Genomic DNA, 22,502 nt, shown 5'->3' on the forward strand with positions numbered 1-22,502 from the left:
GATGGCCTGACGATGGCCGGTTTGCGGGCGGGAATCGCGGATAATCGCAGGCTTCGGGTTGATAGTGGAGCAGCCATCGGGCACAGGGCACGACACGCCGGGGCAGGCCGCCAACGGGCCTGCAGGGCGGGGACATTTTTCCGCAGCCCGCGTGCACTTGCGCGGGCATGTTTGTACGGGAAGGCACGTGGATGGCCGTAAAGGCACTTGGATCGCAGCGTAACTCCGGACTGATCCGTCCGGATGGCCGGAACGCGGGCCTCTTGGCGGCGCTGCTGGCCGGTACGGCTCTCGTGCCCGCGCCCGCACTGGCCCAGAACGTTGTAGCAGCAGAGGATGCGGCGCAGCCCGCACCGATGGTGCCGCAGGCAACGATCGTCCGCCAGATCGCGGTGGCCGGCGCACAGCGGCTCGAGCCGCAGACGATCCTTTCCTACATCAAGATGCGCCCCGGCGACGTCTATGATGCTGCCGCGGCCGACTCCGCGCTGAAGGAACTCTACGCGACAGAGCTGTTCTCTGACGTGAAGATCCGCGAGGCTGACGGCAATGTCGTGATCCAGGTGGTCGAGAACCCGATCATTAACCGCATCATCCTGGAAGGGAACAAGCGGCTCAAGGACGACAAGATCTATCCCGAGATCAAGCTCGCCCCGCGCCAGATCTATACCCGTTCCAAGGTGCGCGCCGACGTTAACCGCATCATCGAGCTGTACAAGCGGCAGGGCCGCTTTGCCGCCACAGTGGAGCCCAAATCCGTCACGCTGGATCAGAACCGCGTCGACATCGTGTTCGAGATCAAGGAAGGGCCGAAGTCCAAGGTCCGCCAGATCAACATCATTGGTAACGACCAGTTCTCCGACGGCGAACTGCGCGGAGAGATGCTGACGAAGCAGACCGGCTTCCTCTCGTTCCTTAAGGGCGGCACCAGCTACGATCCCGACAAGCTGGCCTTCGACCAGCAGAAGCTGCGCCAGTTCTACCTGACCGAGGGTTATGCCGATTTCCGCGTTGTTTCCGCCGTTGCGGAGCTGACGCCGGACAAGAAGGACTTCATCATCACTTACGTGGTGGAGGAAGGCGATCGCTACAAGTTCGGCGACGTCACGGTCGAGAGCGAGATCCGCGATTTCGATTCAGAGCGCATGACCAAGAGCCTGTCGATGAAGCAGGGCGACTGGTACAACGCCGAGATGGTGGAAAACACCATCGAGGGGCTGTCCGAAACGATCGGCGCGTTCGGCTATGCCTTTGCCGAGGTCGATCCGGAATACCGGCGCAGCAAGGAAGACCTGACCATGTCGGTCAACTTCCGCATCGCCAACGCCCCGCGCGTCTATGTCGAATCGATCGACATCAACGGCAACACGCTGACGCAGGACAAGGTCGTGCGCCGCGAATTCCGCCTGACTGAGGGCGACGCGTTCAATTCGCTGCAGGTCAAGCGGTCGACCGCGCGCATCAACTCGCTGGGCTATTTCCAGGAAAACTTCGAGGTCGAACAGGCGCAGGGCAGCGCGCCAGACCGCGTGAAGCTGATCGCCAACGTCGAGGAAAAGGCGACCGGCGAACTGCAGCTTTCTGCCGGTTTCTCCAGCCTTGAAAGCTTCATCCTGCAAGGCTCGATCCAGCAGCGCAACTTCCGCGGGCGTGGCCAGACGGTCGGCCTGTCGCTCAATTATTCGCGCTATTCGAAGTCGGCGCAGATCAGCTTTACCGAACCGTACATGTTCGATTCGAACATTTCGTTCGGTGCCGACATCTACCGGCGCGACTACAACAGCTTCAACTACTTCAATTCCGACCGTAACCGGACTTACGAGAACAGCACCACCGGCTTCTCGCTCCGCGCTGGCACCCCGCTCAGCGAATACATGACGCTGATCGGCCGCTACACCCTCAATCTTGAGGATGTGACGCTGGGCAGCCAGTATTTCTCCGACTTCGACAACGACGGCACGTTTGAGTGTAATCCGCTGGTTGCCGGACGCTACCTTTGTGACGCGTTGGGCAAGCGGACGAGCTCGATCATCGGCGCCAGCCTCGTATTCGACAACCTCAACAACCGCATCCGTCCCAGCCGCGGCACGCGCATTGTCGGCAACGTCGATTATGCGGGCGTTGGCGGCGACGTCTATTACGGCCGTGTTCGCGGCAACGCCGCGAAGTACTGGGACGTGATGAAGGGCTTCATCTTCTCGGTTCAGGCAGAGGGTGGCTATATCAAGTCGCTGAAGGACCGGAATGTAGAGGGCACGGACGATGTTCGCCTGACCGACCGTTTCTTCCTTGGCGAACCGGACCTGCGCGGCTTCGACATCCGCGGCATCGGCCCGCGCGTGGTGCGCAAGCGCGTGATCGACGGGGTGGTGAGCGAGGATCGCAGCAACTGGACCGACGACGCGCTGGGCGGCCGCATGTATTACAAGGGCCGTGCAGAGCTTGAAATCCCGCTCGGTTCCGGCGCGCGCGAAATGGGCTTGCGCCCGTCGATCTTCGCCGACATCGGCGCGGTCTGGGGGCTGAAGGATCCCGTCGTCAACAATATCTATTCCGAGATCACCTCGACCGACGACGAAGGTAACACCACGGGCAGTGTGCTGACGACGAATCCGATCGCGGCGGACGGCGTTACCGAAAACACCCTTCTTTATGTCGAGGAGTACCTTGGGGACACACCCAAGCCGCGCGTCGCCGTGGGCGTGGGTATCAGCTGGAATTCGCCATTCGGTCCGCTTCGTCTCGATTTCTCGAAAGCACTGCTGAAGGAAGAAGGGGACGATCCCAAGACCTTCAGCTTCAACGTAGGAACACAATTCTGATGAAGACTTCGCACAAGCTTATCGCCGCCGCGCTGGCCGCTGCCGCGCCCGTGGCGCTTCCGGTCGCGGCTTCGGCGCAGGTCGCGCCGGGCATCGCCATCGCCAACCCCGACGCCATCGTCGCCAATTCGGCCGCCTTCAAGCTGGCCGAACAGCAGCGCCCGACGACGTACAAGGCCCAGCTCGACGCGGCCGAAGCCCGCCGTGCGCAGCTTCAGGCCCAGCTGGAACCGCTGGTCACCAAGTACCAGACCGACAGCCAGGTCGCTTCGCCGAACCAGGCTTCGCTGGCCCAGCAGGCCCAGCAGATCCAGCGCATCCAGCAGTCGGGCGAAGCCGAACTGAACCGCATGTTGCAGCCGGTCGCCCTGTCGCGCGCCTATGTGCTCGAACAGATCAGCGACAAGCTGGAAGCGGCGATGACCGCAGCCCAGCAGAAGCGCAAGATCACGCTGGTGCTGAACCCGGCATCGGTCGTCGCTGCCGATCAGGCCTATAACCTGAACCAGGACGTTCTGACCGAGCTGAACCGCATGATCCCGCAGGCACAGCTGGTGCCGCCCGCTGACTGGAAGCCGCGCGCCCAGCGCGAGGCCGAGGCAGCGCAGGCCGCACAGGCAGGCAATGCTGCCGCCGCCGGCGGCCGCTAAGTCGGGACAAGGGGGCACATATGGACGAGACCGGCTTTGACCTGACGAAGGTTCTTGAACTGCTGCCGCATCGTTATCCGATGCTGCTGGTCGACAGGGTGGTTTCGCTGGACCCTGAAAAGGAGATCCATGCGGTCAAGGCCGTCTCGTTCAATGAAGACTTCTTCCAGGGCCACTTTCCCGGCCGTCCGATCATGCCGGGCGTGCTACAGGTAGAGGCGCTGGCACAGGCCGCGGGGCTTCTCGCGGTCAAGGCGCTGGGCCTCGAAGGTTCGGGCAAGCTGGTCTATTTCCTTGCCATCGACAACGCGAAGTTCCGTGCGCCGGTCGAACCCGGCCACCTGCTCGACCTGAAAGTCAGCTTCGTGCACAAGCGTGCCCGCATCTGCAAGTTCGCCGGCACCGCGTCCATCGGCGATACGGTGACTTGCGAGTGCGAGTTCACCGCCATGATCGAGAAATAGCACCGTAATTCGCTTCATGGCGGCCTGCGGAAGGCGATTCGCCATGCTTCCGGTGCTCACGTACTGATGTGCGCTGCGCGCCGGGTCATGACGGATCACCACCCTCGACTCGCCCTGAACCAAATTCCGGCACTATTTCAGGAGCGGCCCCTTCGCTTGCTTTTTGGCGGAATCGCCGCTAAGCGCGCCGCTTTCACGAACAACCCCCGTGTTTCCGGTCGGAACCGGAGCATCAACGGAGATACCGCCATGAAGGCCGATACCCATCCCGACTACCACATGATCAAGGTGCAGATGACCGACGGCACCGTGTTCGAAACGCGCTCCACCTGGGGCAGCGAAGGCGACACGCTGGCGCTGGAAATCGATCCCACCAGCCACCCGGCATGGACTGGCGGCAACCGCGTGGTCAACGAAGGTGGCCGTGTCGCCCGCTTCAACCAGCGCTTCGGCGGTCTCAAGCTCAAGAAGTAATCCCTTCGCGGCTTGTACGAATAACGGGGCGGTCCTTTCGGGCCGCCCTTTTCGTTTGCGGCTTGCCCTTTGCGTTGGGGGGACGGGCCGCTATTCGGGAACAAGCGACGGGGGCGAACCGTCTGCATTGCTTACGGTTCGAAAGGAAATCCCTTGCCCACTGGTCTTGTCGCGCTTCTGGATGACGTATCGCTGATCGCCCGCGCGGCGGCAGCCAGCATGGACGATGTCGCCGCCGGTGCCGCCAAGGCCGGATCGAAGGCGGCGGGCGTCGTGATCGACGATGCGGCGGTGACCCCGTCCTACGTCACCGGCTTTACCCCGCAGCGCGAATTGCCGATCATCTGGAAGATCACCAAGGGTTCCTTCCGCAACAAGTTGCTGATCCTGCTGCCCGCGGCCTTGCTGCTCAGCCAGTTCCTGCCGATCGCGATCACGCCGATCCTGATGCTGGGCGGCCTGTTCCTGTCCTATGAAGGGGCGGAAAAGATCATGGAGAAGCTGGGCGGCGCGAAGCACGGCAAGACGGTGGACGACAAGATCACCGACGTTGCCGAGTTCGAGAAGCAGCGTGTTTCCGGCGCGATCCGCACCGACCTGATCCTCTCGGCCGAGATCATGGCCATTTCCCTGAACGAAGTGGCGGACCAGTCGCTGCTGATCCGCGCCGTGGCGCTGGCCGTGGTGGGCATTGGCATTACTGTGCTGGTCTACGGAGCGGTCGCGCTTATCGTGAAGATGGACGATATCGGCCTCCACCTCCTCGATCGCACGTCCGCCGCGGCCAAGTCGGTAGGCGCGTTCCTGATCCGGCTGATGCCGAAACTGATGATCTTCCTGTCGGTCGTCGGCACGGCGGCGATGCTGTGGGTTGGCGGCGGCATCGTGCTGCACGGGCTGGAGGAATTGGGCGTTCACGGCCCTGCCGAGTTGGTGCACACGCTCCAGCATTCGGTCGAACTGGCCACCGGTGCGCTGTCGGGCGTGCTGGGTTGGCTGACTTATGCCATTGGTTCGGCCATTGTTGGCCTGGTGCTGGGCGCGATCATCGCGCTGGCGTTGCACAAGGTGCTGGCGCTGTTCGGGAAGGGCGGGCACTGATCCCGCACCGCCCGGTGCCGGTCACTTCCATTCCTTCTCGCGGTACCACTGCGTGATCACGTATTTCATGCCCTTCCGCACTTTCATCCCGTGATGCAGGGTGGCGGCGTTGGGCGATCCGTCGGCGCGCATGTTGTTCCAGCAGACCAGCCGCCCCGCTTCCGGCTGGAACATCTTGCCCGCCACCTTGAACCGCGTTGCCCCGCCTGCTTCCGGTTCGTTCAGGTAGACCATGAAGGTCCACGTCCGCTGGCCCGCGACGCTGCAGTACTTTTGGTAGTCGGCGCCTGACGGTTCGAAATAGTCGGTGTGGTTCTTGAATTCCTGCCCCACTTCGTATCGCTGCCCCTGCGATGGTTCGGCATGGCGCGGGTCGATGCCCGAAAGCTGCGTGAACAGGGCGCGCAGATCCTGCACAACGGGTTCGTCAGGAGACAGGTCGCAGGTCTCGCTCGTCCGGAAATAGTCGTCGCCGTTGGGATCGGCGATGGTCGAGGGCCGCCGGTTCGCATCGATCAGCGCCATCAATTCGCTGCGCATTGCCGCAGGCACGAAATCGCGCAGGGTGAACAGTTCCAGTTTGGGTGAGGGCACCCGCTGCATTCCGGGCCAGGCGCGTAGCCGGGCCGATACCGTTTCGCCGAAATCCTGCTCGTCCAGATCTTTCATGGCTGCGGAGATAGGCAATCCGCGCGCCCGCGCCAACCATGCAGCACGGCGCTTGCAGCCTGAACCGCGCTGGCGCATAGCTGCGCCCCGCCATGCAGCCCCGCCCCACCCGTAGAAAGCCACGCAACGGCTTCAGCCTTGTCGAGCTGATGGTCGTGCTTTTCGTCATCGCGCTGATGGCGGGGGCGGCCGTGCTGACGATGCCCGACGGCAGCGGCGACCTGAGGCGGGAGGCCGAGCGATTCGCCGCCCGCACCATGGCCGCGCGGGACGAGGCGATCGCCACTTCGGCATCGGTTTCCACGGTCGTCGGTCCGGCGGGCTACTACTACGAACGCCGCGTCGACGGGCGGTGGGCACCGCTTGACGGAACGCTCGACGCCGCGGACTGGGAAGACGGGACGATCGCCGCGGTGAAAGGGCGTAGCGAGGGCGCGCCCGCCAACCGCCGCGTCGTCTTCGATCCGCTGGGGCTGGCGAGCGAGGACTTGCGCCTGCGCCTGTCACATGACGGCAACGCGATGGTCGTAACCGTGCGCCGCAACGGCGAGGTTGCCGTGTCTGCGAACTGACGACGATGGCTCCCCGTAAACCAAGGCCGAACGGCTTCACCCTGATCGAACTGCTGGTCGCGCTGGCGGTTTTTGCTCTGGCGGGGCTGACGCTGATGCGGATGGAGGGGCAGTCGATCGCGCGCACCGCCGATCTGGAACAGCGCCTGCTGCGCGAGGTTACGGCCCAGAACCTTGCCGCCGAATGGCTGACCGATCCGATGCCGCCCGCGCTGGGCGAGGATTCGGGTGCGGTGGAAAATGCCGGGCGCCAGTTCGCGTGGAACCGTGTGGTGGAAGCACCGCCCGAATATCCCGGCACGATCCGCATCCTGCTTTCCGTTCGCGAAGTGACGCCGGGTCGCGAATCGAGCGCGGTCACATACGAATTTCTGCGGATCGCCCCGTCATGACAGGCAAGCCCCGCGTCCGCGCCAACGGCTTTACGCTTGTCGAGATGCTTGTCGCGCTTGTCCTGTTCGCGGTCATCGCGGGCGGGGCGATCGGGCTGCTGCGCTTTTCCGTCGATGCGGAGATCGGCGGGCGGAAAGTGACAGAACGGATCGCCGACCAGCGCCGCTTCATCGCGGTGTGGACGGCCGATCTTGCGCAAGCCGCCGCAAGGCCGGTGCGGGACGAAAACGGCGCGGCCCATCCGGCGATGGAGCAGGGGGCTAACGGGGCCCTGATCGACCTGACCCGCAGCGGCTGGGACAACCTGACCGGCGAGGCGCGATCATCGTTGCAGCGGGTCAGCTGGCGGGTGGACGGCGACCGGTTGGTTCGCGTCGGCCTGCCGTTTACCGATGGCGCGACCCCGCCGGAGCCTTCGCCGATGCTCCGCATTGCAGGCACACCGCGCCTGCGCTTTCGCGCGCCGGAAGGAAACTGGCTGGACCGTTGGGAAAGCGAGCGCGCAACGGACCTGCCCACCGCGGTCGAACTGCTGGTGCCGCAGGACGACGGCACGACGCTGCGGGTGGTCGCGCTGGTCGGGGCGAATTACCAGTGAGGCGCGTGTCGCAAAGCTGGATGCGCGCGAAAGATCGCGGCGCGGCGCTGCTGTCGGTGCTGCTGCTTGTCGCCGTGATGGCGGTGATCGCGGCTGTCATGCTGGAGCGGCTGAACCTTGCCACGCGGCTGGCCGCGAATTCGCAAGCGATGGCGCAGGCGCGGCTCTATGCATTGAGCGCGGAAAACATCGTCGCCTCCCGCCTTGGCGCGCTGGTCGCGATCGATCGCAAACGGACGGTCGATCCCGGCGGGTTGCTGGACAGCGAAACGCCGCTGCCCCTGTCGCGCGGCAGTGTGACGGTGACCGTGATCGACCGTGGCAACTGTTTCAACGTCAATTCGCTGGTCGTGGGTGAAGGCGAGCGTGCGCGCCTCAACATCCCCTCGCTCGACCAGTTCCGCCGCCTCATGGATTCGCTGCAGGTTCCGGTCGACAAGGCGGTCATCGTCAGCGATTCGCTGGCCGACTGGATCGATGCCGATCAGGATCCGCAAGTGAACGGAGCGGAAGACAGCTATTACCAGACGCTCGACGTGCCGTATCGCACGCCGGGCCAGCGCATCGTCGACCTGTCGGAACTGCGCGCCGTGCGCGGCATGGACGAACCGACGTACCAGCGCCTGCTGCCATGGCTCTGCGCATTGCCGGGCAGCGAACGCGCGGTCATCAACCTCAACACCCTGCGCCCCGATCAGGCCCCGCTCGTCACCGCACTGACCCCCGGCACACTGAATGCAGAGCAGGTTCGCGCCTTGCTGGAAGCGCGTCCGGCAACAGGATGGGCAACGCTGAACGAGGCGATCGCACCGCTCGCCCGCTCCGGTTCTCCGCTTGGCCCGGCGCAGCTTCGCCAGCTTGGCGTTGCCAGCCGCTGGTTCGAGGCAAAGCTGGTTGTGCGGGTCGACTCGGTGGTGCTGGAAGAACGCGCATTGATCGACGCGCAGCTCGAACCGGCGCGTGTCATGGCGCGAAGCTGGGGCGAGGCGAATTAGGGCCGCGTAATAATATTACGCATCACGCGTGGCCGTTCGTTTTTTGCTTCCCTTATCGCCTCGCTTGTGCAACAGGCGCAGCCCGCCGCCGATAGCGCTTGACGCGAGGTTGCGGCAGTGAAAACAGGCCATCATTCCTGTCATCAGACAGGGTCCAGAATGGCTTTGTGGCGACCGTAGCTCAGTTGGTTAGAGCGCCGGTTTGTGGTACCGGAGGTCGTGGGTTCGAACCCCATCGGTCGCCCCAGCTTTCACTGTCGGACAGGGGCGAAATCCACGCATTCCCACGTCTGTACCGGGAAGAGGCGGCGCGATTTCGCATGTGGAACAATCCTGCGTTCGACGACCACGAAAAAATCACCCTTGTCCATGATCGCGCCAGCGGCCTGCGTGCCATCATCGCGATCCATTCCACCCATCTCGGCCCGTCGGCCGGAGGCACGCGGTTCTGGCACTATGCCGATTCTGCCGCCGCGCTGACCGATGCGCTGCGCCTGTCGCAGGGGATGAGTTACAAGAACGCGCTGGCCGGTCTTCCCATGGGCGGCGGCAAAGCCGTTATCCTTGCCGACGCGAATCGCACGAAGCCGGAAGAGATGATGCTCGCTTTCGGCGACGCGGTCGAAAAGCTGGGCGGCGAATACGTTACGGCGGAAGATGTCGGGATTACCGAAGCGGACATGGACATCGTCCACCGCCGCACCGCCCACGTCACCGGCCTGTCGGCAGAAGAAGGCGAATCGAAAGTCGGCACGGACCCCGGCCCGTTCACCTCGCACGGCATCTATCTCGGCCTGAAACAGGCCGTGAAGCACAAGCTGGGCAAGGACAGCATGGCGGGCGTGCATGTCGCGGTACAGGGCACGGGCAGTGTGGGTTCCGGCCTTGCCCGCTATCTTGCAGAGGACGGCGCGGTGCTGACGCTGGCCGATGTCGATCAGGCCCGCGCGGCAAGGCTGGCGGACGAACTGGGCGCAAAGACGGTCAACGCCGATGCGATCATGACCGTGCCTTGCGACGTGTTCAGCCCGAACGCGCTGGGCGCGATCCTCAATGCCGACACGATCGCACGGCTGGACTGTGCGGTTATCGCGGGCGGGGCGAACAACCAGTTGGCGACGGCTGGCGACGGCGATGCACTGAACGCGCGCGGCATCCTCTGGGCGCCGGATTACGTGATCAACGCGGGCGGTATCATATCGGTCGCCGTGGAATACCTGTCGCGCGACGGATCGGTGTCTGCGACCATCGACGACGTGAACGCCCGCATCGCGCAGATTCCCGATCGGCTTGAACAGATCTGGGTGGGGAGCGAGGCGAGCGGCGAAGCGGCCAACCGCGTTGCCGATGCCATGGCAAGGCGCGCAATCGGGCGTTGAACTGCCCGCAGGGCGGCAAAACTCTCGTCCATTGGGCCAATTATCCGGCGTAGAGGCGATTGAACCCGAGTCTTTGACTTGAAGCGCATCGCCGCCCCTGCCATGGCGGTTGGCGAAAGCCACGGTATATGCACGGTTTCGCCAATCCCGCCCGGTTCCTGCGCCTCGCACGCTGGATGACGCCGCTCCTGCTGGTGGCCGGCTTGCTATTGGCTGGCGGGGCGCTGGTTTACGGCCTGTTTTTCGCGCCTGCCGACCGGTTGATGGGCGATACGGTTCGCATCCTCTACATCCACGTTCCCGCCGCATGGCTGGGCATGGGCGGCTGGACGACGATCGCTGTTGCCTCGCTGGTGGAACTCGTCTGGCGGCATCCGCTGGCGACGATTGCCGCGCGTGCGGCTGCCGTTCCCGGCGCGGTGTTTACCGCCATCTGCCTTGCCACCGGATCGATCTGGGGCCGCCCGACATGGGGCACATGGTGGGTGTGGGACGGGCGGCTGACATCCATGCTGGTGCTGCTGTTTCTCTACTTCGCTTATCTCGCGCTGGCCAATGCGGCGCAGAAGGACGGGGTGGGCGCAGCCGGAACCGGTGGCAGCCGCGTTACCGCGATCTTCGGGCTGGTCGGCGCGATCAACGTGCCGATCATCAACCGCTCGGTCGTGTGGTGGAACTCGCTGCACCAGCCGGCCAGCATCACGATGGGCAAGTCGGCGATAGACCCTGCTTTCCTCTGGCCACTGCTGATCGCGGCGCTGGGCTTTTCGCTGCTGTTCGGCGGGGTCGTGCTGGCGCGGATGCGCGCGATCCTCGCCGATTTCCAGGCGGAAGCGCGGCTGCGCCGCCGTGCGATGCGCAGCGAAGCGTTGGGACAGGTGACGACATGAGCGAGGGACTATCCCACTGGCCCTTCGTCATCGCGGCCTATGTCATAGGCGTGGTGGGTACACTGGGCATGGCGGGGTGGAGCTGGATCGCGATGCGCCGCGCCGAAGCCCGCCGCGATGCCGCGCGGGGCGAAAGAACCAAGGGACAGGAATGAGCACTGCAATGAAGCCAAAGCACCAGCGGCTGGTGCTCGTCGTCCTTGCGCTTGCCGTGCTGATCGGCGCGGTGCTGCTGGCGATATGGGGCCTGCGCGGACAGGCCAGCTATTTCTATGTGCCTAGCGACATCGCATCCGATCCGCCCGAAACGGGCCGCGCGGTGCGGCTGGGCGGCATGGTGCAGGAAGGGTCGATCCAGACGCTGCCCGATGGCGTGACGGTCGCCTTCGTCGTCGGCGACGGGAAGGCAACCGTGCCCGTCCGCTACACCGGCATCACGCCCGACCTGTTCGTAGAGGGTAGCGGCGTCGTTGCCGACGGGCGGCTCGATGCCGATGGCACATTCGTTGCCGACAGCCTGCTGGCCAAGCATGACGAGAATTACATGCCGCGCGAACTGGAAGACATGAGCAAGGAACAGGCCAAGGCCGTGGTTGCGGAAACGACCGCGCAATGATTGCGGAAGCCGGCCTTGCCCTGCTGTGGTTCGCCGCTGCTATGGCGCTGCTGCAGTTGTTTGCCGCCATCATGGCGCTGCGCGGCGGCGAAGGTTCGTCGGAATACGCGGGTGTGGTTCGCCCCAGCGCCATCGTGCAGGGGCCGCTTGTCGCCCTGTCATTCCTGATGCTGATGTGGCTGTTCATCCGCACCGATCTTTCGGTGCTGCTGGTCGCCGCCAATTCGCACAGTGCCAAGCCGTTCATCTTCAAGCTGGCGGGCACATGGGGCAACCACGAAGGTTCGATGCTGCTGTGGGTGACGGTGATGGCCCTGTCCGGCTCGCTCGTCGCGCTGGTCGAACGGCGCCTGCCCGAACGCACGATGATCGCGACGCTGGCGGCGCAGGCTTTCGTATCGCTGGGTTTCTACGCCTTCCTGCTGTTCTCCTCCAACCCGTTCGAGCGTCTGCCGACGCCGGTGCCGGAAGGGAACGGCCTCAACCCGCTGTTGCAGGATATCGGCCTCGCCTTCCATCCGCCCACGCTCTACATCGGTTATGTCGGCCTTTCGGTGGCCTTTTCCTTTGCGGTCGGCGCGCTGCTGACGCGCGAGGTCGGCCCCGCCTTCGCCCGCGCGATGCGGCCGTGGGTGCTGGGCAGCTGGATCTTTCTGACGATCGGCATCACGGCGGGGTCCTACTGGGCCTATTACGAGCTTGGCTGGGGCGGCTGGTGGTTCTGGGATCCGGTGGAGAACGCCTCGCTGATGCCGTGGCTGGCGGCGACAGCACTGCTGCATTCAGCCTCGGTCCTCGCTTCGCGCGATGCGCTGCGCACGTGGACGATCATGCTCGGCGTCGTCGCCTTCTCGATGTCCATGGTCGGCACGTTCCTCGTACGCTCGGGCATTCTCACCTCGGTTCACGCCTTTGCCGTCGATCCCGAACGCGGCACCTTCATCCTTGCGCTGCTGACCATTTACATCGGCGGCGCGCTCACCCTGTTCGGCGCGCGGGCCAGCACGGTGAGTGAGGGCAAGCAGTTCTCCCTCGTCAGCCGGGAGGCGGGACTGGTGTTCAACAACGTCATGCTGTCCGCGATCCTCGGCATCGTGTTGCTCGGCACGCTTTATCCGCTGCTGACGGAAGCGTTCGACACCAAGGTCTCGGTCGGCCCGCCCTACTTCAATCCGGTGGGCGCGATGTTCGCGATTCCGATGATCGTAGTGATGGCCGTCGGCCCGCTGCTGCGCTGGCGGCGCGACAGTTTCGACCGGATTGCCAAGGCACTGATCCTACCCGCGGTGCTGACCGCCGCGCTTCTGGCAGGCGCGGTGCTGCTGGCACCGGGTATCGGGTTGCTGCCGCTGCTCGGCCTCGGCCTGTCGCTGGGGTTGGGCGTGGCGAGTATCCTGCCGCTGCTCGGGCGTGATTTGCGCCGCACCCCGCTGCCCACATGGGGCATGGTGTTCGGGCACCTCGGCCTTGCCGTCGCGCTGTTCGGCATGGCGAGCGAGAGTGCATTCTCTACCGAGAAGCTGGTCGCGGCCAACGTCGGCGACGTGGTGGAGGTCGGCCCATGGTCGATCGAGCTGACGGCGATCGAACCGGTCGCCGGCCCGAACTGGACCGCGCTGGAAGCGACGATGACCGCCCGTTACGAAGACGGCGCGCCGGTCACGCTGCACCCGCAATCGCGCAACTTCACCCAGCCGCCGCAGACGACAAGCGAATCGGCGCTGTCGACCCGCTGGAACGGCCAGCTCTATGCGGTCGTCGGTGAAGAGGGGCTGGACGGGCGCTGGCAGCTGCGGCTGTGGTGGAAACCGTTCGTGCCGATGATCTGGCTGGGCGGATTGCTGATCGCATTCGGCGGCGCGCTGTCGCTGCTGGGCCGCGTGCTGGGCGATATTCGCCGCGGCTACCAGCGCCGCCGCATCGCCATGCGCCGTGACGAACGCCCGCATTCCCGCGCCGTGCCGGAGCCTGCGGAATGAGCGCGCCAGACGAAAAGCCGAAGGGCAGGAAGTGGGCCATCTGGCTGCCGCTGGTACTGTTCGGCGGGTTCTTCGTACTCGTCATGAACGGCCTGATCCGCCCTGCCGCGCGGGATGTGGAAAGCGCGATGGTCGGCAAACCGCTGCCCGAATTCGCGCTGCCTGCCGCCACGCCCGATCTGCCCGGCCTTGCCACTGCCGATTTCAAGCAGGGCGAACCGCGCCTCCTCAACGTCTTTGCCAGCTGGTGCGTGCCCTGTGCCGCAGAAGCCCCGCAGCTTGACGAGTTGCGCCGTGTGCAGGTGCCGATCGACGGTGTCGCCATCCGCGACAGGGAGCAGGATATCGCCCGTTTCCTCGCCCGATATGGCAATCCCTTTGCCAGCATCGGCAAGGACGATATCAGCGAAGTGCAGCTGGGCATCGGTTCGTCCGGCGTGCCCGAAACTTTCGTGATCGATGGCAACGGGATCATCCGCTACCAGCACATCGGCCCGATCATGGAGGGTGACGTGAAGACCATCCTCGTCGAGTTCGACAAGGCGAGAGAGCCGCTATGACCCGCCTGATCGCCTTCCTCGCGCTGTTGCTTGCCGCGCCCGTCATGGCGCAGGACCAGTTGCCGCCCGCGCCCTATGCCTATCGCCAGCTGGAAGATCCGGCGCAGGAGGAAAAGGCGCAGGCGCTGATGGAAACGCTGCGCTGCCTGAAATGCCAGAGCCAGTCGATCGCAGATTCCGATGCTTCGATGGCGGGCGACATGCGCAATCAGGTGCGGCAGAGGATAAAGGCAGGCGAGGAGCCGGAAGCGATCCGCGCGTGGCTGGTCGAGCGTTATGGCGATTACGTCAGTTACAAACCGGAACTGACCACGCTGACATGGCCGCTGTTCGCCGCGCCGCTGGTCCTGCTGCTGCTGGCCCTGTTGCTTTTGCGCAAGCGTTTCGTGCGCAGACCCGATGCGCCGGCGGGGGAACAGGCATGATGGGCTGGGCCATCGCTTTCGTGCTGGCGGGCGTGACTTTCGCCGCGCTCGTCTTCGTGTTGAAACTGCCGCGCGGCGGGCGCGAATTTGCCGGTGCCGCATTGCTGCTGGGCCTGTCCGGCTATGCCCTGCAAGGCAGCCCGTCAGAGCCCGGCTCTCCCACCGCACCGCGTGAAAACGCCGAATCGGGTCAGGCCGCCCTGATCGAGGCGCGCCGCGCGATGGGCGACGAATTCGGTGAAGGGCGCAATTACCTTATAACTGCCGATGCCTTTGCCCGCGCGGGGCAGTTCGGCGCGGCGGCAACCCTGCTGCGCGGGGCGACACGTAAGACCCCGAACGATCCCGATGTCTGGCTGGCGCTGGGCAATGCGCTGGTCGGCCATGCCGACGGGATCATCACGCCTGCCGCGCTCTATGCGTTTCAGAAGGCGGCCGACATCGCGCCCGACCATCCCGGCCCGCCGTTCTTCACCGGCCTTGCGCTGGCCCAGTCCGGCCAGTTCGAGGATGCGCGCGCAATCTGGCAGAAGCTGCTGGACCGGCCCGGAGAGGAAGACGCACCGTGGCGGGCTGACCTTGCCGCACGGCTTGCGCGACTCGACGCGATCATTGCCCAGCAACAGGGGGGTCAGAACGGTCGGACCCCTGCGACCGGCGCTCCATCGGGCGATGCGCAGATGCCGTCCGGCCCAGTGCCGGTGGAGCAGGAAACGGCGGATTCCCCTGCGTCCGACCGCCCCGGAACATGACAGCCGAACGGCTTTTCTTGCAGGTGCGAACAAGCACTGCTAATCGCCAGCGCCCGTTGGCCGGAGGAAGTCCCCCGATTACCGGAGGGCTTGGGACCATGGCCGTCGCAGAAGGCACCATTCGCGGATGAGTCATTCCGTTACCGGAGACGAGCGCACCAACGCCAAGCTGAAGCTGGCGGCTGGCGCCATCGGCATCGTTTTCGGCGATATCGGTACCAGCCCGCTCTATGCGTTCCGCGAAACGTTCGTCGGGCCGCATCCGCTGGCGCTGGACCGGTTGCACATCCTTGGCGTGGTCAGCCTGATTTTCTGGTCGATGACGCTGGTCGTCGCGATCCAGTACGTCACCATCCTGATGCGCGCGGATAACAAGGGGCAGGGCGGCAGCCTTGCGCTTCTCGCACTGATCTCGCGGCATATCGGCCGGTCGAAATACGGCTGGATCACGGTGCTGCTGGGCGTGCTGGCGACTTCGCTGTTCTACGGCGATTCGATGATCACGCCCGCGATCTCGGTGCTTTCTGCGGTCGAGGGTCTAACCGTCGTCGAAAAGCGGTTCGAGGTCTGGGTTATCCCGATCGCGCTGGCGCTGCTGATCTTCCTGTTCCTGCTGCAACGGCGCGGCACGGCCAAGGTCGGCGCTTTGTTCGCGCCGGTGATGATCCTCTATTTCGTCGTCCTCGCGGTGCTCGGCCTCATCCAGATCGCCTACAATCCGGGCGTGCTGGTGGCGCTGAACCCGTGGTACGCGCTGCAGTTCTTCATGGTCGACAAGACGCTGGCCTTCCTCGCTCTCGGCTCCGTCGTGCTGGCGGTTACGGGGGCGGAGGCGCTCTATGCCGACATGGGCCATTTCGGGCGCGGGCCGCTGCGCATGTCGTGGTTCGGGTTCGTCATGCCCGCGCTGCTGATCAACTATTTCGGCCAGGCCGCGATGGTCACCAGCCTGACCGGGGCCGAAGCGGCAGAGGCGATCCAGAACCCGTTCTTCATCATGGCGCCCGACATCTTCCGCCTGCCGCTCGTCATCCTTGCCATGGCCGCGACCTTTATCGCCAGCCAGGCGGTGATTTCGGGCGCGTTCTCCGTAACGCATCAGGCGATGCAACTGGGCTTCATCCCGCGCCTGTCGATCCTGCACACCAGCGAGACCGAGGCGGGCCAGATCTATATCCCGTTCATCAACTGGGCGCTGATGGTGGCGGTGATCCTGCTGGTGCTGACCTTCCAGAACTCGTCCAATCTTGCCAGCGCCTATGGCATCGCGGTCACCGGCGCGATGGTGATCGACACTTGCCTCATGGCCGTGCTGCTGCTCGCGGTGTGGAAGTGGAAGTGGTGGTGGGCCGTGCCTGTCATCGTTCTGTTCTTCGTGGTCGACGGCGCCTACTTCGCCGCGAACGCCACCAAGATTCCCGACGGCGGCTGGTTCCCGCTGCTCGTCGGCGCTGCTGCCTTCACCTTGCTGACGACATGGGCCAAGGGCCGCAAGCTGATGCGCGAGCGCATGACAGAGGTTGCCCTGCCGATCGAGATCTTCGCCAAGAGCGCGGCCAATTCGGCCACCCGCGTGCCGGGCACGGCCATCTTCATGGCATCCAGCACGGCGGGGGTCCCTTCGGCGCTGCTGCACAACATCAAGCACAACAAGGTGCTGCATGACCGCGTGGTGGTGCTGACGGTGCAGATCGCGGAAGAGCCATATGTCGACGCGGCCAAACGCGCGGAGATCGAGGATCTGGGCGACGGGTTCTACCGCGTTGTGCTGCATTATGGCTTCATGGAAGAAACCGACGTTCCGGCCGCGCTGAAGCTGATCGACAAGTGCGGCGGCATGTTCGACATGATGCAGACCAGCTTCTTCCTGTCGCGCCAGACGCTGTTGCCCAGCGAAAAGCCGGCGATGATGCTGTGGCGTGAAAAGGTGTTTAGCTGGATGCTGCGCAATGCGGCGACGGCTATGGAATTCTTCAGGCTGCCGACGAATCGTGTGGTCGAGCTGGGCTCGCAAGTCCGGATCTAGGGATCATCGACATTCAGCCCTGACCGCCTGCAAACGGCGGTTTCGTGCGCTTCCGGTGCTCACGACCGTAGAGGTCGCTGCGCTCCGGTTCACCCGAACCCACCATTTTCGGCAGGCCATCATCTGAATGTCGATAATCCCCGGGGGCCGTCTTCCCATCCAATACCCCCCGCCACTTGCAAAGTGTTAGGTAAACTCTCACGCAAGCTGCGCCGGCGCCGCACAGTTTTGCCACGATGCTCACGATTGTGTGAAACTCTTCGAACATACGATCTCCTTGTCTTGAGATCTTGATAAATCGATTCGCAACGTGCCTGTAGGTTCGCGCCATTGTAGACGGCACTCCTACAACGTGGACTTTGGCCACATCCCGGTGTCGTCGTTGAGTCCTTGATCGGTTCCGGCCGATAGTTCATCCAACCGGCGTGATGCCAATCAGCAATCGAACCGATCGAACCATCTACGAAATCGGCCGCATGCACATAGCGATGGGCCTTGGCAGCGGGTTGTTCATAGTCTGGGGCATTCCCCTGCTGGCATCGGCCATGGGCCTTGCGGACGGCGGGGCACTGGACTGGATCGTCCTGCCCTTGCTGTTGATATGGGTGATCGCATTCGGTGTGCGCAGCCTGCTGATCGCCTGTCCGCGATGCGGCAAGTCCATCTTCATGCGCGGGATGTGGAGCGTGTTCTGGCCCGCGAAGACCTGCAGCCGCTGCGGCCTTGATCTGACCACGGCTGCCCTACGCAAATAAACGGGGCGCGCCGGGTCCGGTCCGGCGCGCCCCTTCCGGTCTGGCCCCGTCAGCCCAGATTCGCGCTGACCATCGCCCACATCATCGGGATCGACAGCAGGGTGTTGAGTCTACTGGCGATCAGCGCGCGGGGTGCGGCGGCGGCCTTGGCTTCGGCGCTTGCCTCTACCAGCCCAAGGATCTTCTTCTGCGCCGGCCAGATGATGAACCAGACGTTGAATGCCATCAGCAGCGCCATCCACATGCCGGCGCCGATCAGGTTCACCGCGCCTTCGCCGCTGAACGTAAGCGCCTCGACCAGATAGCCGCTGACCATCGCGATGGTGAGGCCGGTCAGCACCGTCAGCGCCGCCGCCCAGCGGAAGAAGAACAGCACCTTGGGTGCGATATGCCCGGTGATCGCGCCTTTCTGCTCGGCAGGAATGGCCGGCATCGTCGGCACCTGCACGAAGTTCAGGTAATAGAGCAGGCCGATCCACAGCACCCCGAAGAACAGGTGCAGCCAGCGCGAAACGGAATTTATGTCGATCGGTGCGCTGGGCGCGAATGCCACCATCAGCGCAAGTGCCGCGACCAGACCGATCGCGAGTACGAGATGCAGGTTTCCAAACAGCTTTGCCATGTCCACTCCCCCGGCCATCTGGCCAGTCCCGGTGCGACCCGCGGCGCGACATTTGCGCAATTGTTACAAAATGTCACCGTGGGGCAGTGGATAACCCGTGGCAAGTTCCGGTCAGGCGGGCGGATGCTCCGTCACCGCTTCGTCCTTCTCTTCCTTGCCCAGCCCTTCGCGCAGCATCATCGGCAGCTGGGTAAAGGTGAACAGGAACGATAGCGGCAGGAATACCCAGAGCTTTGCAGCAAGCCACGATTCGAAGCTCAGCGTGGCGCGCAGCACCTCGTTCAGCACGGCGAGCGCGATGAAATAGAAGCCCCAGTTGCGCGACAGTTTCATCCAGCCAATGTCGGACAACCCCTCGAACGCGGCGTCGAGCAGGTATTTCAGCAGCGCCTTGCCGCGCCAGTAACCGCCCAGCAGCGCCACTGCGAAAACGACGTAGATGATCGTCGGCTTGATCTGCACGAAGACCGGGTCCTGGAACAGGATGGTGAGGCCGCCGAAGAACACGATCAGCGCGGTCGACAGCATCAACATCGGGGTGACGTGCCCCAGCTTCCACTTCGACACGGCAACGGCGACCAGCGCGGCCACGATGAACGCGCCGGTGCCCTTCACCGTCGCCAGCACCTGACCGATCGCGTCGCCATCCTCTGCGGGGCTGAAATACTTGTAGACCGCGAAGAAGACGAGCAGCGGCCCGTAATCGATCGCGATGTTGAGCCAGCCGCTCTTCTTCTTCGGTGCCGGTTTGTCGGTCATCATGCGACTCCTGCGATCACGCGCGCAACAAGGTCGGGATCGAATGGGCGCAAGTCGTCGATCTTCTCGCCCACGCCGATGGCATGGATGGGCAGGCCGTACTGCTCTGCCGCCGCGACCAGAACGCCGCCGCGCGCGGTGCCGTCCAGCTTCGTCATGACGAGGCCGGTGACGCCTGCGACTTCCTTGAACACATCGATCTGCTGCAATGCGTTCTGCCCGTTCGTGGCATCGAGGACGAGGACGACGTCATGCGGTGCTTCGGGGTTCAAACGGCCCAGAACCTTCCGGATCTTGGTCAATTCGGCCATCAGTTCCTTGCGGTTCTGCAACCGGCCCGCCGTGTCGACGATCAGCACGTCGCTGCCCTTGTCGGTCGCGGCCTTGACCCCGTCGAACACGACGCTGGCCGGGTCGCCGCCCTCCGGCCCGGTAACGACTGGCACGCCCAGCCGGTCTGCCCAGACCTTCAACTGCCCGATGGCGGCGGCGCGGAACGTGTCGCCCGCAGCCAGCATCACGCCGTAGTCGTCTTCCTGAAACAGGTGGGCCAGCTTGGCGATCGTGGTGGTCTTGCCGCTGCCGTTGACGCCGATGACCAGCACGACATGCGGGCGCGGGAAAGCGGTGACTTCGAGAGGTTTGGCAACGGGGCGCAGGATTTCGGCAATCTCTGCGGCGACGGCTTCCTGTATCGCACGCTCGTCCGCATCGCGCGGGAACTGGCGCTGGGCGATGGCCTCACGGATGCGCATGGCGGCGCGCGGGCCAAGGTCCGACATGACGAGCGCGTCCTCCAGCTCGTCCAGCTGGTTTTCGCTCAGCCGCGTGGTTCCGCCCCCCAAGGAGCCAACTGCGCCGGCAAGGTTGCCGGTCAGCTTCTCGCTCGTCTTGCGGAACCCTCCGAAAAGCCGGTCCGACCAGCTCTCGCTCATACTCGTTCTCCGATAAGCAATCCGTCCTCGACGCGCGTGATGCGCAAGAGGGCGATGTCGCCGCCGCGCATGCCGTCGGGCAGGCGGACGGAGGCGAAATGGGGTGTGTGGCCGGTGCCGTCGTTCTCGCCCAGCACGGTGAAGCTCTCACCGACAAGCGAGGCGAGCCAGGCTGCGCGGGTTTCGGCAACGGCGGCGCGAAGGGTCGCGGCGCGGGCCTTGATGGTGGCGGGATCGATTTGCGGCATCCGCGCGGCGGGCGTGCCGGGGCGCGGGCTGAACGGGAAGACATGGCCGTGAACCACGCCGCATTCGCGAACGATGGCAAGGTTCGCGTCGTGCATCGCGTCGTCCTCCGTCGGGAAACCGGCGATAAGGTCCGCCCCGACAGCGATATCGGGGCGGCGTGCCTTCAGCCTTGCGACAAGGTCGATGGCATCGGCGCGGCTGTGACGGCGCTTCATGCGCTTCAGGATCAGGTCGTGCCCGTGCTGGAGCGAGAGGTGGATATGCGGCATGACCCGCGCCTCTCCGCCGAGAAGCTCCTCCAGTTCGCAGTCGATCTCTGCACCGTCGATGGAGGAAAGGCGCAGGCGTTGCAGCGTCGGGAAGGCCCGCAGCACTTCGCCCACCAGCGAACCGAGGCGCGGCGCACCCGGCAGGTCATGGCCCCAGCTTGTCACATCCACGCCGGTCAGCACCACTTCGGGCGCGCCCTGTTCCAGATGCGCCGCGATTTCGCCCAGCACTTGCGGCGCGGTCAGCGAAACGCTCTGCCCGCGCCCCTGCGGGATCACGCAGAAGGTGCAGGAATGGTCGCATCCGTTCTGCACGGCGACGAAGGCGCGGGTGCGGGCTGTCGTTTCGGTGCTGACGCCGCGATGGGCGATGATCGGGGGAAGGGCGGCGGCATTGTGGCCCGCTCCCCAGCTTTCGGGCGACAGCTTGGCCGTGTTGGGCACCAGCGCGTCGACTTCGGGCATGGCGGCCAGCTGCTTGCTTTCGATATCGGCGGCGCATCCGGTAACGAGCAGGCGCGCATCGGGGCGGCGGCGGCGCAAGCGGCGGATGGCGCGGCGGGTCTGGCGCACGGCCTCTTCCGTCACGGCGCAGGAATTGACGACGACGGTGTCGGTCCGCCCGTCCAGCATGGCGCGGATGCGGTCGCTTTCCGATGCGTTCAAACGGCAGCCCAAGGTAATCACTTCGGACGTCATGACGTCAGCTGCGCTCAAGCGTAGTCGCCCCAGTCGAACGATCCGGTGTAGCTGACCGATGCCGGTCCGGTCATCGTGATCCTGTTGTCCGGCCCCCACGCGATCACCAGCGGCCCGCCGGGCAGGTTCACCGTAACCTCGCGATCCACCAGCCCCCGCCGCATCGCAGCAACGGCCGTGGCGCAGGCGCCGGTACCGCAGGCGCGGGTTATGCCCGCACCGCGTTCCCACACGCGCAAGGTGATCGCATCGCGCGCGGTCACGGCGGCGATGTTGACGTTGACCCGCTCTGGAAAGATCGGGTCCGTCTCTATCACCGGGCCGATGTCGGCAAGGGGAATGGCATAGGCGTCATCGACGAAGAACACCGCATGCGGATTGCCGACGTTCACGGCGACCGGCTGGCTCAGTTCCTGCTCGTCCAGCGGCCAGCCGACGGGCATGCGCAGCGTGTCCATCGCATAGGCCAGCGGAATCTCGTCCCACCCGAAGCGCGGTTCGCCCATGTCGACCGCAATGCCCTTCGGATCGGGCCGCGCGGTGATCGTGCCGCCCAGCGTCTCCAGCGATACCTCTCCGCCGATCAGCAGGCCGACCGCGCGGGTCGCGTTGCCGCAGGCCTCCACCTCTCCGCCGTCGGAATTGAAGATGCGCATGCGCCAGTCGGCCACCTTGCTCGGCTCTATCAGCACGAGCTGGTCGCAACCGATGCCGGTGTGCCGGTCGGCCAGTGCCGCGACGACATCGCCGGTCAGCGGCGGCAGCGGATGCTCGCGCGCGTCCAGCACGACGAAATCGTTGCCGAGGCCATGCATCTTGGAAAAGGCGATACGCATAGCTGCGCATCTA

General features: G+C 64.7%; 25 protein-coding genes and 1 tRNA gene. 20 read left to right on the forward strand and 6 right to left on the reverse strand.

Annotated features, from left to right (window positions below; genetic code table 11):
* The first annotated feature begins 191 nt into the window (after positions 1 to 191).
* From bamA to A7A77_RS05935, 5 genes are all read left to right on the forward strand, one after another.
* Entirely contained in the window at positions 192 to 2,822 is a 2,631-nt protein-coding gene (bamA, locus tag A7A77_RS05915) for an outer membrane protein assembly factor BamA (RefSeq protein ID WP_082835954.1), read from the forward strand.
* Positions 2,822 to 3,472, forward strand: coding sequence for an OmpH family outer membrane protein (locus A7A77_RS05920; protein WP_066555166.1), 651 nt, complete (start codon positions 2,822 to 2,824; stop codon positions 3,470 to 3,472). The genes bamA and A7A77_RS05920 overlap by 1 nt, the downstream gene beginning before the upstream one ends.
* A gap of 20 nt (positions 3,473 to 3,492) precedes the next feature.
* Positions 3,493 to 3,936: a 3-hydroxyacyl-ACP dehydratase FabZ gene (gene fabZ / locus A7A77_RS05925; RefSeq protein ID WP_066555173.1), complete on the forward strand. Its 444-nt coding sequence runs from the start codon at positions 3,493 to 3,495 to the stop codon at positions 3,934 to 3,936.
* A gap of 249 nt (positions 3,937 to 4,185) precedes the next feature.
* Entirely contained in the window at positions 4,186 to 4,410 is a 225-nt protein-coding gene (gene rpmE / locus A7A77_RS05930) for a 50S ribosomal protein L31 (protein ID WP_066555484.1), read from the forward strand.
* A 153-nt stretch (positions 4,411 to 4,563) separates the two neighbouring features.
* Positions 4,564 to 5,511 (forward strand): DUF808 domain-containing protein, encoded by a 948-nt coding sequence (locus A7A77_RS05935; RefSeq protein ID WP_066555176.1) that lies wholly within the window; start codon positions 4,564 to 4,566, stop codon positions 5,509 to 5,511.
* Positions 5,512 to 5,532: 21 nt separating this feature from the next.
* On the opposite strand, the gene A7A77_RS05940 is transcribed toward A7A77_RS05935, so the two are convergent.
* A complete protein-coding gene (locus A7A77_RS05940; RefSeq protein ID WP_066555179.1) occupies positions 5,533 to 6,180 on the reverse strand; it encodes a prolyl hydroxylase family protein in 648 nt (215 codons plus the stop codon).
* A 92-nt stretch (positions 6,181 to 6,272) separates the two neighbouring features.
* Between A7A77_RS05940 and A7A77_RS05945 the strand changes: the two genes are divergently transcribed.
* The 15 genes from A7A77_RS05945 (at position 6,273) to A7A77_RS06010 (ending at position 18,120) form a co-directional block, all read left to right on the forward strand.
* Positions 6,273 to 6,752, forward strand: coding sequence for a GspH/FimT family pseudopilin (locus A7A77_RS05945; RefSeq protein ID WP_066555180.1), 480 nt, complete (start codon positions 6,273 to 6,275; stop codon positions 6,750 to 6,752).
* 5 nt (positions 6,753 to 6,757) lie between these two features.
* On the forward strand, positions 6,758 to 7,144 hold the full coding sequence (gspI, locus tag A7A77_RS05950) for a type II secretion system minor pseudopilin GspI (protein ID WP_066555183.1): 387 nt from the start codon (positions 6,758 to 6,760) through the stop codon (positions 7,142 to 7,144).
* Positions 7,141 to 7,743: a type II secretion system minor pseudopilin GspJ gene (gene gspJ / locus A7A77_RS05955; protein ID WP_066555185.1), complete on the forward strand. Its 603-nt coding sequence runs from the start codon at positions 7,141 to 7,143 to the stop codon at positions 7,741 to 7,743. Before gspI ends, gspJ begins: the two co-directional genes overlap by 4 nt.
* Entirely contained in the window at positions 7,740 to 8,738 is a 999-nt protein-coding gene (gene gspK / locus A7A77_RS05960) for a type II secretion system minor pseudopilin GspK (protein WP_172799846.1), read from the forward strand. Before gspJ ends, gspK begins: the two co-directional genes overlap by 4 nt.
* A 170-nt stretch (positions 8,739 to 8,908) precedes the next feature.
* Positions 8,909 to 8,985: transfer RNA gene (locus A7A77_RS05965), tRNA-His, on the forward strand.
* A 73-nt stretch (positions 8,986 to 9,058) separates the two neighbouring features.
* On the forward strand, positions 9,059 to 10,117 hold the full coding sequence (locus A7A77_RS05970) for a Glu/Leu/Phe/Val family dehydrogenase (protein WP_066555200.1): 1,059 nt from the start codon (positions 9,059 to 9,061) through the stop codon (positions 10,115 to 10,117).
* Between the two features lie 128 nt (positions 10,118 to 10,245).
* Entirely contained in the window at positions 10,246 to 11,007 is a 762-nt protein-coding gene (gene ccmC / locus A7A77_RS05975) for a heme ABC transporter permease CcmC (RefSeq protein ID WP_066555204.1), read from the forward strand.
* Complete coding sequence (locus A7A77_RS18140) at positions 11,004 to 11,162, forward strand: hypothetical protein (protein ID WP_172799847.1); 159 nt, start codon at positions 11,004 to 11,006, stop codon at positions 11,160 to 11,162. The genes ccmC and A7A77_RS18140 overlap by 4 nt, the downstream gene beginning before the upstream one ends.
* Positions 11,159 to 11,623, forward strand: a complete 465-nt coding sequence (ccmE, locus tag A7A77_RS05980) for a cytochrome c maturation protein CcmE (protein WP_066555208.1) — start codon at positions 11,159 to 11,161, stop codon at positions 11,621 to 11,623. The genes A7A77_RS18140 and ccmE overlap by 4 nt, the downstream gene beginning before the upstream one ends.
* Positions 11,620 to 13,602: a heme lyase CcmF/NrfE family subunit gene (locus A7A77_RS05985; protein WP_066555211.1), complete on the forward strand. Its 1,983-nt coding sequence runs from the start codon at positions 11,620 to 11,622 to the stop codon at positions 13,600 to 13,602. Before ccmE ends, A7A77_RS05985 begins: the two co-directional genes overlap by 4 nt.
* Positions 13,599 to 14,162 (forward strand): DsbE family thiol:disulfide interchange protein, encoded by a 564-nt coding sequence (locus A7A77_RS05990; protein ID WP_066555225.1) that lies wholly within the window; start codon positions 13,599 to 13,601, stop codon positions 14,160 to 14,162. The genes A7A77_RS05985 and A7A77_RS05990 overlap by 4 nt, the downstream gene beginning before the upstream one ends.
* The gene (locus A7A77_RS05995) at positions 14,159 to 14,587 is read left to right on the forward strand and encodes a cytochrome c-type biogenesis protein (RefSeq protein WP_066555228.1); all 429 of its coding nucleotides are present in this window, start codon (positions 14,159 to 14,161) and stop codon (positions 14,585 to 14,587) included. Before A7A77_RS05990 ends, A7A77_RS05995 begins: the two co-directional genes overlap by 4 nt.
* A complete protein-coding gene (locus A7A77_RS06000; RefSeq protein ID WP_066555234.1) occupies positions 14,584 to 15,339 on the forward strand; it encodes a tetratricopeptide repeat protein in 756 nt (251 codons plus the stop codon). The genes A7A77_RS05995 and A7A77_RS06000 overlap by 4 nt, the downstream gene beginning before the upstream one ends.
* A 127-nt stretch (positions 15,340 to 15,466) precedes the next feature.
* Positions 15,467 to 17,365 (forward strand): potassium transporter Kup, encoded by a 1,899-nt coding sequence (locus A7A77_RS06005; RefSeq protein ID WP_066555239.1) that lies wholly within the window; start codon positions 15,467 to 15,469, stop codon positions 17,363 to 17,365.
* Between the two features lie 476 nt (positions 17,366 to 17,841).
* A complete protein-coding gene (locus A7A77_RS06010; RefSeq protein ID WP_156500448.1) occupies positions 17,842 to 18,120 on the forward strand; it encodes a hypothetical protein in 279 nt (92 codons plus the stop codon).
* Positions 18,121 to 18,169: 49 nt separating this feature from the next.
* Here the strand turns inward: A7A77_RS06010 and A7A77_RS06015 are convergent, their stop codons facing one another.
* The 5 genes from A7A77_RS06015 to dapF all read right to left on the reverse strand — a co-directional run bounded on the left by A7A77_RS06015 (position 18,170) and on the right by dapF (position 22,489).
* Positions 18,170 to 18,742 (reverse strand): urate hydroxylase PuuD, encoded by a 573-nt coding sequence (locus A7A77_RS06015; protein WP_066555485.1) that lies wholly within the window; start codon positions 18,740 to 18,742, stop codon positions 18,170 to 18,172.
* A gap of 111 nt (positions 18,743 to 18,853) precedes the next feature.
* Positions 18,854 to 19,501, reverse strand: a complete 648-nt coding sequence (locus A7A77_RS06020) for an inner membrane-spanning protein YciB (RefSeq protein ID WP_066555487.1) — start codon at positions 19,499 to 19,501, stop codon at positions 18,854 to 18,856.
* Positions 19,501 to 20,436, reverse strand: coding sequence for a signal recognition particle-docking protein FtsY (gene ftsY / locus A7A77_RS06025; RefSeq protein ID WP_066555245.1), 936 nt, complete (start codon positions 20,434 to 20,436; stop codon positions 19,501 to 19,503). Before ftsY ends, A7A77_RS06020 begins: the two co-directional genes overlap by 1 nt.
* Entirely contained in the window at positions 20,433 to 21,653 is a 1,221-nt protein-coding gene (locus tag A7A77_RS06030) for a MiaB/RimO family radical SAM methylthiotransferase (protein WP_066555248.1), read from the reverse strand. The genes ftsY and A7A77_RS06030 overlap by 4 nt, the downstream gene beginning before the upstream one ends.
* A gap of 14 nt (positions 21,654 to 21,667) precedes the next feature.
* Entirely contained in the window at positions 21,668 to 22,489 is an 822-nt protein-coding gene (gene dapF / locus A7A77_RS06035; RefSeq protein WP_066555250.1) for a diaminopimelate epimerase, read from the reverse strand.
* Positions 22,490 to 22,502: the final 13 nt, after the last annotated feature.

Origin of the sequence: Croceicoccus bisphenolivorans (assembly GCF_001634625.1) — a bacterium.
In the GTDB taxonomy this organism is placed as follows: Bacteria; Pseudomonadota; Alphaproteobacteria; order Sphingomonadales; family Sphingomonadaceae; genus Croceicoccus; species Croceicoccus bisphenolivorans.

Bases quoted from the DNA above. Each gene is read 5' to 3' on its own strand.
- A7A77_RS06005 (WP_066555239.1), top strand. From the start codon at position 15,467: ATGAGTCATTCCGTTACCGGAGACGAGCGCACCAACGCCAAGCTGAAG.
- A7A77_RS05945 (WP_066555180.1), top strand. From the start codon at position 6,273: ATGCAGCCCCGCCCCACCCGTAGAAAGCCACGCAACGGCTTCAGCCTT.
- A7A77_RS05920 (WP_066555166.1), top strand. From the start codon at position 2,822: ATGAAGACTTCGCACAAGCTTATCGCCGCCGCGCTGGCCGCTGCCGCG.
- A7A77_RS06000 (WP_066555234.1), top strand. From the start codon at position 14,584: ATGATGGGCTGGGCCATCGCTTTCGTGCTGGCGGGCGTGACTTTCGCC.
- ftsY (WP_066555245.1), bottom strand. From the start codon at position 20,436: ATGAGCGAGAGCTGGTCGGACCGGCTTTTCGGAGGGTTCCGCAAGACG.
- A7A77_RS06020 (WP_066555487.1), bottom strand. From the start codon at position 19,501: ATGACCGACAAACCGGCACCGAAGAAGAAGAGCGGCTGGCTCAACATC.
- A7A77_RS06010 (WP_156500448.1), top strand. From the start codon at position 17,842: ATGCACATAGCGATGGGCCTTGGCAGCGGGTTGTTCATAGTCTGGGGC.
- gspJ (WP_066555185.1), top strand. From the start codon at position 7,141: ATGACAGGCAAGCCCCGCGTCCGCGCCAACGGCTTTACGCTTGTCGAG.
- A7A77_RS05970 (WP_066555200.1), top strand. From the start codon at position 9,059: ATGTGGAACAATCCTGCGTTCGACGACCACGAAAAAATCACCCTTGTC.
- A7A77_RS05990 (WP_066555225.1), top strand. From the start codon at position 13,599: ATGAGCGCGCCAGACGAAAAGCCGAAGGGCAGGAAGTGGGCCATCTGG.
- ccmC (WP_066555204.1), top strand. From the start codon at position 10,246: ATGCACGGTTTCGCCAATCCCGCCCGGTTCCTGCGCCTCGCACGCTGG.
- A7A77_RS06030 (WP_066555248.1), bottom strand. From the start codon at position 21,653: ATGACGTCCGAAGTGATTACCTTGGGCTGCCGTTTGAACGCATCGGAA.
- fabZ (WP_066555173.1), top strand. From the start codon at position 3,493: ATGGACGAGACCGGCTTTGACCTGACGAAGGTTCTTGAACTGCTGCCG.
- gspI (WP_066555183.1), top strand. From the start codon at position 6,758: ATGGCTCCCCGTAAACCAAGGCCGAACGGCTTCACCCTGATCGAACTG.
- A7A77_RS06015 (WP_066555485.1), bottom strand. From the start codon at position 18,742: ATGGCAAAGCTGTTTGGAAACCTGCATCTCGTACTCGCGATCGGTCTG.
- A7A77_RS05940 (WP_066555179.1), bottom strand. From the start codon at position 6,180: ATGAAAGATCTGGACGAGCAGGATTTCGGCGAAACGGTATCGGCCCGG.
- bamA (WP_082835954.1), top strand. From the start codon at position 192: ATGGCCGTAAAGGCACTTGGATCGCAGCGTAACTCCGGACTGATCCGT.
- rpmE (WP_066555484.1), top strand. From the start codon at position 4,186: ATGAAGGCCGATACCCATCCCGACTACCACATGATCAAGGTGCAGATG.
- A7A77_RS18140 (WP_172799847.1), top strand. From the start codon at position 11,004: ATGAGCGAGGGACTATCCCACTGGCCCTTCGTCATCGCGGCCTATGTC.
- A7A77_RS05995 (WP_066555228.1), top strand. From the start codon at position 14,159: ATGACCCGCCTGATCGCCTTCCTCGCGCTGTTGCTTGCCGCGCCCGTC.
- dapF (WP_066555250.1), bottom strand. From the start codon at position 22,489: ATGCGTATCGCCTTTTCCAAGATGCATGGCCTCGGCAACGATTTCGTC.
- A7A77_RS05985 (WP_066555211.1), top strand. From the start codon at position 11,620: ATGATTGCGGAAGCCGGCCTTGCCCTGCTGTGGTTCGCCGCTGCTATG.
- ccmE (WP_066555208.1), top strand. From the start codon at position 11,159: ATGAGCACTGCAATGAAGCCAAAGCACCAGCGGCTGGTGCTCGTCGTC.